Below are 13,106 nucleotides of genomic sequence, written 5' to 3' on the forward strand. Positions count from 1 at the left end.
ATGGCCGCATATGGGCGTTGAAATTCCTCTATAAGGGACTCTCGAAACTACCACCCTAATAATTTCCAAATATTGAAACTATTCGATTTTTTTCTCAATTTATGCATATATCCCCTCCTGGTTGGGAAGTAATAATGGTGGGAGGAGTGAATACATGAATTTGTTTAATACATGGATGAAGAGATTCGTTATGGCCAGTTTATTTGTCCTGGCACTGGGTACTACGTTTCAATCAGTTTCGGGAGTAGAGGCCGAAACCTTTAAAACCTGGTTGATGGACAAGAGTGACCATGATCAAACCGGTTTGAATTATAAAGAGCATCAGACAAATCGTTTAGGATTGTCATTTAAATTTCTTAAGAGGCTGGCAGGTTTTGAGACTCAGATTTCTGCGAGTACACCTGTTGAACCGAGGACGTTGGAAGAGTCGGTTGATTGGGATCAGTATACGAAGCATAAGGTTGTAGCGACAGGCTATACAGCCGGGATTGAATCGACCGGGAAAAACCCTGGGCATCCCCTCTATGGAATTACATACTCTGGAGTGAAAGTGAAACGTGATTTATATTCTACGATTGCAGCCGATCTTTCCGTTTATCCTATTGGTACCATTCTTTTTATCCCCCATTATGGATATGGGGTAGTAGCCGATAAAGGGAGCGCTATTAAGGGGAATAGACTGGACCTCTATTACGAGACAGTGGACGATGTGTATAATGAATGGGGTAAACAGACGCTGGATGTATATGTAATCCAGATGGGTTCAGGTGAGTTATCTGAACAGCAATTAGTGGATCTTAATGAAAATAAATCCATGCAAGTGTTTAGACAGCAGATATTATCACCAAAAGAAGAATAGAATAGAGCTCGCAGTTCAATTTGAACTGCGAGCTTTTTATCATCACTGGACCTCTTTATACAATTCAGGATGAAGAACTCTAGCAAGCTTGACAGCACCTTTCAACAGAAGGGGTGATGGCCTGCAATAGAGAGCTTCTTCCAGAACGAAAATCCGGTCATTTTGAATAGCCTTCATTTCGTTCCAACCAGGGCGCTTCTTCACGATTTCGGGATTAACCCGTTTCTGCTGAACGCCGACCCAGGCAAGACAGATATAGTCTGGATCACGTTTCAGTACATCGTCCCAATCCGTTTGAACACTCGCCAGATCCACATCATCAAATAGATTTCGAGCACCGATCATCTCGCTCAACTCGGTTAACCAGTTGATCTTACCAGGGGTAAAAACGGGCTTTGGCCACCATTCCCAGTATAGAGATGGTGGATTTTGAACCCCGGAACTGATCATTTTTAAGCGTTTTACGGTCTGCAAAAATTCTTGTTGTCGGCTCATGGCATGTTCTTCGATTCCACAAGCTTTCCCAACCGTTAAAAGGTCTTCGGCTATGTCAGAGAAGCTCTGAGGATTTAACGTGATGTGGGGGATGTTCCGCTTTTCCAGTTCTTCTATGTTTTTTTCCATACCGGGTACACTTAATGAAGAAAACACCAAATCAGGTTTCAAGGACTCTACCTTATCCATGTTAATAGAGAGATCCGGTCCAAGCCGGGGAAGGGACTCGACCTCTTTAGGATAATCGGAGTAATCATCCACTCCTACAAGATTCGGTGTTAATCCAAGATAATCGATTATTTCTGTATTACTGGGGCAGATTGAAACAATTCTCATCGTGACACTCCTAAGCATAAAAGAAATAATGAAGCAGAAGGGTTAGAATGATCCCCGAAAGTCCCCCAAAGAACACTTCAATGGGTTTGTGACCGAGTAATTCTTTTAGCTCCTTGCGCTTTTCTTGTTCAGGCTTGTTCTGCCAGCCTTTTGCTTCTGACATAAACCTCTGGAAATCCACCATCAACCGATTCAGAACAATCGCTTGTTCTCCTGCCTGCCTTCTGACACCCGTTGCGTCGAACATCGTGATGATGGCAAACATGGCGGATACAGCGAAGATTGGTGAATCCACGCCCACTTCCAGGGCCACTCCAGTAGATAATGCCGTTACGGCCGCTGAATGGGAACTCGGCATCCCGCCTGTTGAGGTAATCAATGACCAATTTAATTCCCTCGTAGCGATAAACTGTATGGGAACCTTTACAAACTGAGCAAAAAAAATCGAAAATAAAGATGCCCATAATGGAAAATTAAAAAATACTTCCATGCTGTTAAATGCCACCCTTTCAATTGTTTGAATAAAAATAATGTTCTCATTATATCATACCCTATTAACCACTGAATTAACTTTGTGGATTGGTTTGGTAGAAAGTCGAAATAATGGGACATCTTCGCTATAATAGAGAGCGGAGGTGTCGGTTAAAATGAAATTTTCGATTAATCAAAATGAAGTAAGAACGGCAAATCAAGAGTGCCTGGTCGTTGGGGTTTACAATCAGCCAACATTCGAAAGAGAGCTGAAAGAACTTGATCGCACGTTTGAAGGCTATCTTACGCAACTTGTAAAAGACGGAGACATTTCTTCGGAAGCAAAGAAAGTGTCAAAAATACATACATTTGGAAAACTGGAAACGAAGCGGTTATTATTTGTAGGTCTTGGAAAACAAAAAGAGCTTACGTTTGATTCTTTAAAAGAATCGTTAGGCGTAGCATCAAAGGCTTTAAAAGAGATGAAAATGTCTTCTTTTTCAGTAGCATTGGATACATTTGTTTCTGAAGAAATGACAGCAACAGATGCAGCTCATGCCTTTACAGAAGCCTTTACGATGTCTACATATGAATTCCACGGATACAAGAAGAAATCAAATCGACCAGAGGTACAGGTAGAGTCGATCGAGTTCTTTACAAGCTCAGATTCTAAGGAAGTAGAGATGGCTTTACATATCGGCTCTGCCTTTGGTAACGGAGTCAATTCAGCCCGTACGCTGGTGAACACCCCCGGTAATCTATTAACCTCGACGAAATTAGCAGAATACGCCCTTGAATTAGCTGAGCGATACAACTTTGAAGTTGAGATTTTAGATAAAGAAGAGATGGAGCATCTGGGAATGGGCGCACTGCTCGCAGTAAATCAGGGATCCGTCGAACCACCGAAAATGATTGTTCTTAAATACAGCGGAAAAGATGAATGGAAGGATGTCATCGGTTTAGTCGGAAAAGGAATCACCTTTGATACAGGCGGTTACTCGATTAAGCCTAAAGATGGAATCGTCGGAATGAAAGCCGATATGGGAGGAGCTGCTGCAGTTCTTGGTGCCATGGAAATCATCGGTGAAATCAAACCGGAACAGAACGTCGTTGCCGTCATTCCTTCAACAGACAATATGGTGAGCGGCTCTGCATTCAAGCCTGACGATGTGATTACCTCTATGAGCGGTAAAACCATTGAAGTATTGAATACAGACGCTGAGGGCCGTCTTGCGCTTGCTGACGGTATGACCTATGCAAAGCATCAAGGGGCAAATTATTTAGTGGACGTTGCAACCTTAACAGGGGGAGTCATCATTGCTCTGGGTGAAGACAAAACAGGTGCTCTCACGAATAATGAAGCTTTCTTCGAGCAAGTGCTGGAAGCGTCAGGTGAATCGGGCGAATACATTTGGCAGCTTCCATATACGGAAAACGATAAGAAACGTGTTCGTGGCAGTGATATTGCCGACTTGAACAATTCACCAGGACGGGCTGGTCACGCCATCATGGGTGGCGCATTTGTCGGAGAGTTCGCTGAAGGTCTACCTTGGGTGCACCTTGATATCGCCGGTACGGCTACCACCAAAGGCAGTTATGAACTGGGGCCTGCTGGTGGAACGGGTGTAATGGCAAGGACGCTTGCACTATTAGTTGAGCGTTTTGTGCCTTTAGAGAAATAATGTGATGGATCGAAGAGTCTTTTTTCAGTGCATGAGCATTCCAGCACTGAAAGAAGGCTTTTTTTGTTGGAATTCCTTATTTGTAATGTATAGGATAGCTTAATTTGTGGATGAAACCGGGATCCGGTTTAGGATAGCAGCTAATCCAGCCGTTTTGCTTTAAAATCCGGCCGAAATAGGGGAAAATCCAGCCACTTTTCTTCAAAATCCGGCCGAAAAGGTAGAAAATCCAGCCGTTTTCGACCAGAATCCAGCCGATTAACATTTAATGGGAATTAATTCAACTCACCCGGAATCACTAAGACCCAACCAGACCCAACAGTCCACATGAACCTACCGTTTTCCTGAAAAATCCCCCATGCCATCTTTCACCCTGCTAAAGTGTTGACAAACTCTCTTTATCTTGTTAAAGTTGAAATCGTGATTTTATTACTCTACCAATTTAGTGAACTAAAGGAAAACGATATATCGTTGTATGGAGAATTTTGAGGAGGAAGTAGTTATGAACGCAGTTGTTATAGCGGTTCTTGTCATGCTTGTACTAAGCTTGGTACGTGTGAATGTTGTATTCGCTCTGATTACTGGTGCGTTAGTCGGAGGATTGACTGGTGGATTGGGATTAGACAAGACGATTGCCGTATTTTCTGATGGAATCAGCGGCGGGGCAAATATCGCGTTAAGTTATGCATTACTGGGTGGATTCGCAGTGGCGATTTCCTACACGGGAATCCCGAATCTGCTTGTTGACTGGGTACTGAAGGTTGTTGGGAAAAAAGGCGATTCTAGAAAAACAGCCCTTTCGAAAGCACTTATTGTTTTATCTATTTTAATTATGGCTTGTTTTTCACAGAATGTAATTCCGATTCACATTGCCTTTATTCCTATTTTGATTCCACCTTTATTAAAGGTGATGACAGAGTTACGTATAGACAGACGTTTAATTGCATCCGTGATTACGTTTGGATTAACGGCTCCCTATATTCTTTTACCAGTAGGATTTGGCTTGCAGTTCCATGAGATTATTGCACAAAACATGGGTACAAGCGGCATGGAGATTGCATTAGGTGATATTCCAAAAGCGATGCTTCTTCCAGTAGGGGGCATGGTGATCGGGTTACTCATCGCCGTATTTGTGAGCTACCGTAAACCAAGGGACTACAATGAAGCAGAAGAAGTGATCGCTGAAGAGAAGGTCGTTTATAATAAAAGAGCGATGATTTTCGCCCTTGTTTCCATCGTTGTCGCTTTATACGTTCAGCTTCAGCTGGAATCAATGATCTTTGGTGCATTAGCCGGTATTGCTGTTCTTTATATTTCTGGATCAGTTAAATGGAAAGAGGCAGACGGGTTACTGAATGAAGGTATGAAAATGATGGCGTTCATTGGCTTTGTGATGATTACTGCATCAGGTTTTGCTGAAGTGGTAAAAGCCACAGGCGATGTCGAAACATTGGTTGAAGCGACTGCTGACGTAATCGGCGGAAACCAGGCATTAGCTGCTCTTATCATGTTGATTGTAGGGCTTCTAGTGACAATGGGAATTGGATCTTCATTTGCTACGATTCCGATCATTGCAGCCATTTTCGTACCACTTGCCATGGAGCTTGGATTCAGCCCTCTCGCAACGATCGCGATTGTAGGAACAGCAGGTGCACTTGGTGACGCTGGTTCTCCGGCATCAGACAGTACGCTTGGACCGACAGCAGGATTAAATGCAGATGGACAGCATAATCATATTTGGGATACTTGTGTACCAACATTCTTACATTACAATATTCCACTGATCCTGTTCGGTTGGATTGCAGCAATCATTTTATAAATGGAAAAAGCAAGGGATGTGTTCCCTTGCTTTTTTTTATTGAATAGGTAACCATCGTCGATAATTATGCCTTCCCTACATCCACCGAACAATTACGATCAAATGACAGCAATCCACCTGGCCAAGCTTCTCATCGAAGACTAAACGCACACCGTCAGGATTAAATGAGACTACGGGTTGTACTCTTGTGCCGATGGTTTGAAGTAGTTTATGAACTTCAGGGAGGTTTGATTGCTGTGCAGCATTCATAAACTTCGATGAAAAATCTTTAGAACTGTTAATTCTGCGCAGTACCTTTTGGGCGTCATCCATCAGGCTCAGGGTTTTACCCGCTGATGACATAAATGTTTTGGTTTCAACAGGGGGATAGTTGCGGTTGTAAGAAGGCTGTGCCCTTGAATAAATAGGAGGATAGGGGCGTTGAGTGGGCGGATAAAAAGGATGGTACCGATACATAACATAACCCCTTTCTTAGGAATGCTCTAAGGATATGTATGAAAATGAAGAGGGAATTATTCATGAAACAAAAGGTGGATGGGGAGAGAGTGCAAGCCCTTTGAGGCAAAATAAAGGATTTTCACAGCCACTATAGAACAGATAATAGAGAAGAAAATATTATGAGGTGATTCACATGAACATGGAAAATACATTAATCAGCGCGTTAGGAATTGAGTTTGTCGAACTGGGAAAAGGAAAAGTAATTGCGACGATGCCCGTAAATGAAAACACGAGACAGCCATTCGGGTTCCTCCATGGAGGAGCATCAGTGGCACTTGCAGAAACGGTTGCGAGTGTCGGGGCGGTGCAATTAATTGATCTGGATAAGGAGATTTGCTTCGGTTTGGAGATCAACGCCAATCATATTAAAGCAAAGCGTGAAGGTCTTGTCACTGCGACAGGAACGGTGATGCACCAAGGGAGAACCACAATGGTTTGGGAGATTAAGATCACGGATGAGGACGATCAATTGATCTGTGTTTCAAGATGTACGATGGCAGTTGTTCCAAAACGCTAAACTGAATTCTTACATATCCATACGTTTAAAAAGTGAATAAATGGGAAATCAATTACTAACCATTTAAATAGGAGGCAATATTTAATGAGTTGGACAAAAAATGATTATCCGGATTCACTGAAAAACCTGCCTGCGGACGTTCGACACAAAGCCATTGAGATTGCCAATGCTCTTCTCGATGAAGGGTATGAGGAAGGAAGAGCGATTGCGATTGCCACTGACCAGGCCCATAAATCTGAAGAAGGGAACGCTTCGGATAAAACGGAATATCATGTCACCCCACATGATGACGGCTGGCAATTAAAGAAAGCAGACGGACAACGTGCCATCCTGGTAGAAGAGACAAAGGATAAGCTATTGTCAAAGGCAAAGGACTATGTGACGGATCATTCCGGCACGCTTGTTGTACACAAACAGGATGGAAGTGTAGAGGATCACTTGTATCAACGATAAGAAAAAGGCTTGACCAACCGAGGAGATCCTCGTGGGGTCAAGCCTTTTTGTATGCTGCTTACTGATTGTTTTGACGATCGTATTCTTTTTTATTTTTCAGGTCATCCCGAACACTTTTGTCCCAGAGCTTAACCCCGGAATTATAAGCAGCTCTTGAGATGAGGTGTCCAGCAACCGGTGCCGTCACAAAGATGAAGACGATTGTCAGAATCAGTCTCGAATTAAAGTGTCCATGCTCCAAATAAAAGTAAAGGAATGTTGCCAAAAGAATCGACATCACGCCCAGTGTCGCACTTTTAGAAGCCGCATGATTTCTCGTATATACATCCGGGAGCCTCAGCAAACCAAAGGCAGTGACCAGGCTGAGAAACCCTCCTACTACTAAAAAGAATCCGATGAAAAATCTAATGATCTCGCTCACGTTCGATGATCTCCCCTTTCTCTAAGAACTTTGAAAAGGCAACGGTTCCTAAGAAAGCCAGAATCCCAAGAAGGAGAATAACTTCCAGAAAGGCGTAAGTATCGAGCATAATGGATACGAGGGCGATGATGGCAATCAGATTAATACCGATTGCATCCAGGGCTACCACACGGTCGGGAGTGGTTGGCCCTTTCACAACCCTGTATACAAGTCCCAGCATGGATAGGGAGACGCATAGCAGTGTGATTTGAAAAATCGTGTGTAACATTAGCGGCTCACCTCCATAATGGCTTTTTCAAAGGAATTTTTTATCTCATCAATGGCTTGATCCACATCCGGGATATCGATGGCATGGACATAAAGGATCTTATTATCATACGATACATCCATCACGAGGGTCCCGGGTGTTAAGGTAATGAGATTAGCTAATAGGGTAATCTCCCAATCTGTTTTTAAATCAGTCGGTAAAGCAAAGATTCCCGGTTGGAAATCAAGCTTGGGTCTTAGAATCGTTTTTAAGACCGAGATGTTAGCAAGGATAAGTTCTTTTAAGAACAAGAACAATAAGTTGATCACGGCAGTCACGCGCAATAAATAAAACCGTGAGCTGAAAAACCTTCTGAATGCAAAAATCACAAGCAATCCTAGCAAATAGCCAATTATGAATGACTGAGAAGTAAAGGATACCGAAAGAAACATCCAGACAAAGGCCATGAAAAAGTTTAATAAAATTTGAAAAGCCATTCTACATTACTCCTTTAACACTGCGTCTATATAGAGATTCGGATTCACCAGTACTTCCGCTGCTTGTGAGAATAAAGGACGGATCGCTTCGGCACCAAAGCCGTAACATACAGCTAACACGACGAGTATCGCTGAGGTCATCCATAAGTAACGAGCGTGTCCTTTTGAAACTCCTTTGTATTCTTTCGGGTTACCCCATATACCGTTCAGGAAGATTTTAATAACAGAATACAGTACTAAGAGACTTGATGCCAGAACCACTCCTGCACCTACATAGGCTTCTGCAGCAAAGCTTCCTCTTAGAATTAATAGTTTTCCAATAAATCCACTCAAAGGAGGGATACCTGCCAAGGAGAATGCAGCGACCAGGAATGTCCAGCCGAGCCACGGGTACTCCTTGATGAGACCTCCCATCTTCTTAAGGTTAGTCGTTCCCGTTATCGCGATCATCACCCCGACAAGAAGGAAGAGGGCGGCTTTAATGAACATGTCGTGAACTAGATAGTAAATAGCTCCTTCTAATGCTTCAGGGTTCATGGTCGACACCCCGAACAATATCACACCAACTGCAATGATGATGTTGTAGATAATGATTTTCTTAACATCCCAATACGCGATGGCGCCGATACAGCCAAGCACGATTGTCAGGATGGCTAACATGCTCAGGATTTCATGTGTATACCCGATATCATGGTAGAAGAATAATGTGTACGTTCGTAAAATCGAATAAACCCCTACCTTTGTAAGCAAGGCTCCGAATAAAGCAAGCACCGGTGTTGGTGGAGCGTAGTATGAGCCTGGTAACCAAAAGTAAAGAGGGAAGATCGCACCCTTAAGTCCGAAGACTAAGAGAAACATGATGGCGATCGCTGTAAGAATTCCCGGCTGATTCACATCAGCAATCTTTCTCGAAATATCTGCCATATTCAGTGTCCCAACTACGGAATACAAATACGCCACGGCAATAACGAATAAAGCAGAGGAGATGACATTGACAAGGATGTATTTAATTCCTTCACGCAACTGAGCCTTTGTCCCGCCAAGAACGAGCAGAACATACGAACTCATCAGCATTACTTCGAAAAAGACGAAGAGGTTAAAGATATCCCCGGTTGTAAATGCCCCGTTCACTCCCACCAATAGGAACTGAACAACAGGGTAGTAGTAGAATCGTTCTCTGTCGGCTCCTATCGACTTGAAGGAGTAAAGTAGCACAACCAATGTGATGATGCTTGTCGTCGTCACCAGTAAAGCAGAGAGCATGTCAGAAACGAGTGTAATCCCAAAAGGAGCCACCCAGCTTCCTAAGTTAATCGTTTGTATTCCATCATTGTAGATGGTGTTGATGAGTACAAGGGATGCTGCAATGGTAGCCAGAGTCGATAGGCTTGAAATCCCGCGTTGTAGTTTCACATATTTGCTGATAAACATTAAGATAATCGCCGTAAATAACGGGATTAAAATGGGTAGTATTAATAAGTTAGTCATTTCCTTCGTTACCTCTCATCTGATCCATATTATCCGTTCCAAGCTCTTGATATGCCCGATAAGCAAGAACAAGGAAGAAAGCTGTCACTCCAAAGCTAATAACAATCGCTGTTAAAATCAATGCTTGTGGTAACGGATCGACATAAGATTTTGCGTGTTCTCCAAGAAGAGGTGCAGCTCCTCCTTTTAGACCACTAATGGAAAGAAGTAAAAGATGTGCACCGTGACTCAACAATGCCGTCCCGATAATGATTCGGAGCAAGCTTTTGGATAACATTAAGTACACGGCGATGGTAATAAGAATTCCGACAACAATGGCCATTAATATTTCCATTATTCGCTCACCCCAATCGTTTGAATAATGGTCATTGTGACACCGATCACAACCAGATACACTCCTGTATCAAATAAAACGGCTGTATGCAGGGATGTCTTTCCTAACAATGGAAGATGGAAATAATCGTACGCATGAGTCAGGAAAGGAACATCAAACAGAAGTGCCCCCGCAGAAGTCGCCACAGCCAGAAGTAAACCAATCGCAGTAATGATTTTATAATCCACTGGCAGGATAGTAGCTACTGTTTTGATATCATACGCCAACAACAGTAACACAATCGCAGCCGAAGTCATCAAGCCTCCAATAAAGCCTCCACCCGGGGTGTAGTGCCCGGCGAAGAAAAGTCTCAGAGAAAACAGGATAATGATGAATGCGACAACGTTCGTTACGGTTTGTAAAATGACGTCATTCGTTTTTGTTTTCATCCTTCTTTCCCCCTTGTCAGACGCAATTTAATCATGGAGAAAATACCAAGTGCGGCTATCGCCAACACACAAATTTCAAATAATGTATCAAATCCACGGAAGTCAACGAGTATGACGTTGACCATGTTCTTACCGCCGGCTTCTTCATACACATTCTCGATGTAATAGCTTGAAATTGAGTCATAAAGCTTTGTGCTGTAAGCAGAAATCGCAAATAAGGTAACGACCACGCCGACTCCAATGGAAATCAACGCATTACCAAGTTTAAAGCTCATTCGTTCTTCATGCCTGCTTAATGGAGGCAGGTGATAGAAGCAAAGTAAGAATAGAGCAACGGACACGGTCTCGATTACAAGCTGTGTAAGAGCAAGGTCCGGAGCGCGGAATAATACAAAGAATAAAGAAACCGTATATCCGGCAGCCCCCAGCGAAATGATGGACGTTAATCGAGACTTTGCAAACAAGATGGTAACCGAGCTGATAATAAGTAAAAGCGCTATGGCCACCTCATAGACTCCAATCGGAGCCAAATCATCCGTATTGATCGCAAATGCTCCTTTAAACCACAAACTAAACAGTAATACGGCAATTAAGAAGGAGAATATATATACAAGATACGTACGGATAAAACCTGTCATATAACCTTTTGTAAAGTTGTAAGCTCCGCGTTCGGTTCCGATTAATCCACCATCATAAAATGAATTCAATGTGAAACGATCAGGGATCCATGAGTACACTTTTCTCCATTTTGGAAGGAGGAGATATAACAGGATTCCAAATAGAATGACCCCGAACGTCATAAACAGTTCAGGCGTAAATCCATGCCAGAATGAAATATGAGTTTCGACAGCATGTCCTTCCTGAATCAGGCTGGGAGTAATGGCAGCCACTGCCGGAGCGATGATTCGTTCTGACAGGATATTTGGAAAGAAACCAAAAATAATCACAAGTGAAGCCAAAATGATTGGTGGAATCAACATTCCAAGTGGAGCTTCATGTGGCTTCTTTTCAAGTTTCTCCGGTTGGTGTTCACCTGTGAAGGTTTTAAACACAAGAATCATGCTGTAAATAAATGTGAACACACTGCCTACCCAAGCAAGGATTGGGAAAATCATGCCCAGTGTATCCAAGTTGAAAATATCCATTTCAAGGACCCTTACCATTCCTGTAAAGAACATCTCTTTACTTAAGAATCCATTAAATGGAGGAAGTCCAGCCATGGAGAAGGCTCCGATAATCGCAATGGTGAAAGTGATCGGCATAAAGTTCATCAACCCACCAAGCTTACGAATATCCCTCGTGCCTGTTTCATGGTCAATGATACCGACAACCATGAACAAGCTTCCCTTAAAGGTCGCATGGTTAATTAAATGGAAGACGGCTGCAAGGGTAGCCACCATATAAATATTATCTTCCAATTGACTATAGTGAAGAGCCGCTGCTCCGACTCCCAATAAAGACATGATAAGACCAAGTTGACTGACGGTTGAAAATGCAAGTATTCCTTTAAGATCCGTTTGTTTCACCGCATTAAAGGAACCCCAGAATAGTGTAAAAATACCGAATCCGCCCACAAGCCACAGCCATACACTTGATTCTGCAAATACCGGGCTCATGCGGGCAACAAGATAAATACCGGCTTTGACCATTGTGGCAGAGTGCAGGTAAGCACTGACCGGTGTCGGTGCCTCCATGGCATCAGGTAACCAAATGTGGAACGGGAATTGAGCGGACTTCGTGAATGCGCCTAATAGGACAAGCAATAATGCTGGAAGGAACAGTGCTTCAGTCATGAGCTGATCTGCTTGCATGACTAATTCCCTGATGCTGAAGGTCCCACCCATAAGATAGAGAAGTAAAAATCCTCCTAGCATGCTCAGTCCACCAAATACGGTAATGAGCATGGATTTCTGAGCACCGTATCTCGAACGTTCACGATGATACCAGTAACCGATTAATAAGAATGAGGAGATGGAAGTGAACTCCCAGAACATATAAAGAACGATTAGGTTATCAGAAAGGACAACTCCCAACATCGCTCCCATAAACATCATTAGATACACATAAAAGTTATGTAGTTGTTCTTTCTTCTTATCTAAGTAATAAATCGAGTACAGGACAACCAGTGAACCAATCCCTGTGATGAGAAGGGAGAAAAGTAATCCAAGGCCGTCAACATAGGCGATGAAGTTGATCCCGAAGGAGGGCATCCACTCCAAGGTTTCCTTGACGGTGTCTCCATTTTTGGTAATGGAGATGAATTGAAAAAAGTAAGTAAATAAAGCGACTGGCAGCAGTAATACGAACCAACCGGTATGTACATTCCGAAATGCCTTATAAAGGAATGGAATGAGTATGGCAAATAAAAAAGGCGATACAATAGCCCAATGTAACAAAGTCATATAAAACCCCCCTCATGTAAAATTCATTTATTCTAAAGCATGGTCTAATGTCTTTCCAGTTTTTAAACAAGCATCTTCTTTCAAAAACCTCGACCGAAGCTGAACCTCAAAGAGCATTATAACGTAAAAAATAAATGCTTGCATTACTGAGGATTCCGT

Annotated in this window: 15 protein-coding genes; 5 read left to right on the top strand and 10 right to left on the bottom strand. The window is 42.8% G+C overall.

Annotation, left to right across the window (positions count from 1 at the left end; translation table 11 throughout):
* Nucleotides 1-154: 154 nt before the first annotated feature.
* The gene (locus Q1B03_RS16565) at nt 155-859 is read left to right on the top strand and encodes a 3D domain-containing protein (RefSeq protein ID WP_299743763.1); all 705 of its coding nucleotides are present in this window, start codon (nt 155-157) and stop codon (nt 857-859) included.
* Between the two features lie 42 nt (nt 860-901).
* On the opposite strand, the gene Q1B03_RS16570 is transcribed toward Q1B03_RS16565, so the two are convergent.
* Entirely contained in the window at nt 902-1,690 is a 789-nt protein-coding gene (locus Q1B03_RS16570) for a cobalamin-binding protein (protein ID WP_299743766.1), read from the bottom strand.
* A 10-nt stretch (nt 1,691-1,700) separates the two neighbouring features.
* A complete protein-coding gene (locus Q1B03_RS16575; protein ID WP_149157587.1) occupies nt 1,701-2,180 on the bottom strand; it encodes a divergent PAP2 family protein in 480 nt (159 codons plus the stop codon).
* Nucleotides 2,181-2,337: 157 nt separating this feature from the next.
* On the opposite strand from Q1B03_RS16575, the gene Q1B03_RS16580 reads away from it, so the two are divergent.
* Nucleotides 2,338-3,843, top strand: coding sequence for a leucyl aminopeptidase (locus tag Q1B03_RS16580; protein ID WP_299743771.1), 1,506 nt, complete (start codon nt 2,338-2,340; stop codon nt 3,841-3,843).
* A 502-nt stretch (nt 3,844-4,345) separates the two neighbouring features.
* On the top strand, nt 4,346-5,662 hold the full coding sequence (locus Q1B03_RS16585) for a Na+/H+ antiporter family protein (RefSeq protein ID WP_299743774.1): 1,317 nt from the start codon (nt 4,346-4,348) through the stop codon (nt 5,660-5,662).
* A 75-nt stretch (nt 5,663-5,737) separates the two neighbouring features.
* Here Q1B03_RS16585 and Q1B03_RS16590 read toward each other — a convergent pair whose 3' ends face one another.
* Nucleotides 5,738-6,118, bottom strand: a complete 381-nt coding sequence (locus tag Q1B03_RS16590) for a hypothetical protein (RefSeq protein WP_299743776.1) — start codon at nt 6,116-6,118, stop codon at nt 5,738-5,740.
* A gap of 175 nt (nt 6,119-6,293) precedes the next feature.
* Here Q1B03_RS16590 and Q1B03_RS16595 point away from each other — a divergent pair, with 175 nt between their 5' ends.
* Both Q1B03_RS16595 and Q1B03_RS16600 read left to right on the top strand, forming a co-directional pair.
* Nucleotides 6,294-6,677 carry a PaaI family thioesterase gene (locus Q1B03_RS16595; RefSeq protein ID WP_299743779.1) on the top strand — a complete coding sequence of 128 codons (384 nt, stop codon included), beginning with the start codon at nt 6,294-6,296 and terminating at the stop codon, nt 6,675-6,677.
* Between the two features lie 84 nt (nt 6,678-6,761).
* On the top strand, nt 6,762-7,130 hold the full coding sequence (locus tag Q1B03_RS16600; RefSeq protein WP_299743782.1) for a DUF2188 domain-containing protein: 369 nt from the start codon (nt 6,762-6,764) through the stop codon (nt 7,128-7,130).
* A 58-nt stretch (nt 7,131-7,188) separates the two neighbouring features.
* On the opposite strand, the gene mnhG is transcribed toward Q1B03_RS16600, so the two are convergent.
* Genes mnhG through Q1B03_RS16635 form a run of 7 tightly spaced genes read right to left on the bottom strand, consistent with a single transcriptional unit; the run spans nt 7,189 to nt 12,947 of the window.
* Nucleotides 7,189-7,551: a monovalent cation/H(+) antiporter subunit G gene (gene mnhG, locus Q1B03_RS16605; RefSeq protein ID WP_299743783.1), complete on the bottom strand. Its 363-nt coding sequence runs from the start codon at nt 7,549-7,551 to the stop codon at nt 7,189-7,191.
* Complete coding sequence (locus Q1B03_RS16610; RefSeq protein ID WP_299743786.1) at nt 7,535-7,819, bottom strand: Na(+)/H(+) antiporter subunit F1; 285 nt, start codon at nt 7,817-7,819, stop codon at nt 7,535-7,537. Before Q1B03_RS16610 ends, mnhG begins: the two co-directional genes overlap by 17 nt.
* Nucleotides 7,819-8,295: a Na+/H+ antiporter subunit E gene (locus Q1B03_RS16615; RefSeq protein WP_299743789.1), complete on the bottom strand. Its 477-nt coding sequence runs from the start codon at nt 8,293-8,295 to the stop codon at nt 7,819-7,821. Before Q1B03_RS16615 ends, Q1B03_RS16610 begins: the two co-directional genes overlap by 1 nt.
* A gap of 6 nt (nt 8,296-8,301) precedes the next feature.
* Complete coding sequence (locus Q1B03_RS16620; RefSeq protein ID WP_299743791.1) at nt 8,302-9,783, bottom strand: Na+/H+ antiporter subunit D; 1,482 nt, start codon at nt 9,781-9,783, stop codon at nt 8,302-8,304.
* Nucleotides 9,776-10,117, bottom strand: a complete 342-nt coding sequence (locus Q1B03_RS16625; RefSeq protein ID WP_044338125.1) for a Na(+)/H(+) antiporter subunit C — start codon at nt 10,115-10,117, stop codon at nt 9,776-9,778. Before Q1B03_RS16625 ends, Q1B03_RS16620 begins: the two co-directional genes overlap by 8 nt.
* Entirely contained in the window at nt 10,117-10,545 is a 429-nt protein-coding gene (locus Q1B03_RS16630; protein ID WP_299743796.1) for a Na(+)/H(+) antiporter subunit B, read from the bottom strand. Before Q1B03_RS16630 ends, Q1B03_RS16625 begins: the two co-directional genes overlap by 1 nt.
* A complete protein-coding gene (locus Q1B03_RS16635; protein WP_299743799.1) occupies nt 10,542-12,947 on the bottom strand; it encodes a Na+/H+ antiporter subunit A in 2,406 nt (801 codons plus the stop codon). Before Q1B03_RS16635 ends, Q1B03_RS16630 begins: the two co-directional genes overlap by 4 nt.
* Nucleotides 12,948-13,106: the final 159 nt, after the last annotated feature.

It is taken from the genome of uncultured Rossellomorea sp., assembly GCF_947488365.1.
GTDB lineage: Bacteria > Bacillota > Bacilli > Bacillales > Bacillaceae_B > Rossellomorea.